The 1,146-nt window shown below is 70.0% G+C and carries 1 protein-coding gene; it reads left to right on the top strand.

Features of this window, described 5'->3' with window-relative positions; all coding sequences use genetic code 11:
• Positions 1-1,146: SGNH/GDSL hydrolase family protein (locus DYI24_RS26925; protein ID WP_164574497.1), on the top strand; the 1,146-nt coding region annotated here is incomplete at both ends.

The raw sequence follows: 1,146 nt of genomic DNA, 5'->3' as shown, positions 1-1,146 counted from the left end.
GCTACGCGCCGAAGGGTGAGCCGTCGGACTGGGTCGCCGCCGCCAAAGAGGTGATCGCCCAGGAGAACCCGGACGCGATCGTGGTGATGCTCGGCCTGTCGGACCGCATTGCGATCCGCGAGCAGGCGACGACGCCCGAGAAGGACAAGAAGAAGGACGACAAGGCCGCCGCCAAGCCCGGCGAAGAGGCCAAGCCGGACGCTAAGACCGACAACAAGACAGACAACAAGACCGACGCCAAGCCGGACGACAAGGCTGCCGACAACGCCGCGGCGGATGACGACGAGGACGACGACGACTCGCTGCGGATCATGAACGAAAAGGGCAAGCGCGCCGCAGGCGGCGTCGCCCAGTTTCGCGAGGATCGCTGGTCGGAGCTTTACGCCAAGAAGATCGAGGACCTGATCAACGTCCTCAAAGCCAAGAACGTCCCAATCCTGTGGGTCGGCCTGCCAGCGGTGCGCGGCACCAAGGCGACCTCGGACATGCAATTCTTGAACGCGCTGTATCGCGACGGCGCCGCCAAGGCCGGCATCACCTATGTGGATGTCTGGGACGGCTTCGTCGACGAAGGCGGCCGCTATGTGTTGCAGGGCCCGGACTTCGAGGGCCAGATCCGCCGGCTGCGCTCGTATGACGGCGTGTATTTCACCAAGGCCGGCGCCCGCAAGCTGGCGCACTACGCCGAGCGCGAGATCGCCCGCCTGCTGGCAGCGCGCAGTGGCCCGATCGCCCTGCCGACCGAGCCGGCCGCGCCCGATACGACCGCCAAGCCGCCGGCAGGTCCCGCGCCGCGCCCGGCCGCCGGTCCGATCCTGCCGCTGGTCGCTTCTTCAGTGTCCACCGACCGCCTGCTCGGCGGGCCCGGCACCGCGCCGGCGCCGGTCGATGCGCTGGTTGCCCGCACGCTGGTGAAGGGCGAGCCGCTGTCGGCGCCCGCCGGCCGCGCTGACGACGACGTCTGGCCGCGCCGCGAAGTGTCGATCGAAAAGGCCCAGGAGCCGCCGCCGCCGAAGGAGCAGCCGAAGCCGGAGACCCCGGTGGCAAGCGCCAAGCCCAGCGGCGGCGCGCCGAGCGCTTCGGCGGGATCGCAGCAGCAGCAGCAACAACAACAGCAGCGCCGTGTCGCCCGCTCCGCGCCGCCGC

This window comes from Rhodopseudomonas sp. BR0C11, from assembly GCF_010820945.1.
Lineage (GTDB): Bacteria > Pseudomonadota > Alphaproteobacteria > Rhizobiales > Xanthobacteraceae > Rhodopseudomonas > Rhodopseudomonas palustris_H.
This window is presented reverse-complemented; position numbering and strand designations above follow the sequence as displayed.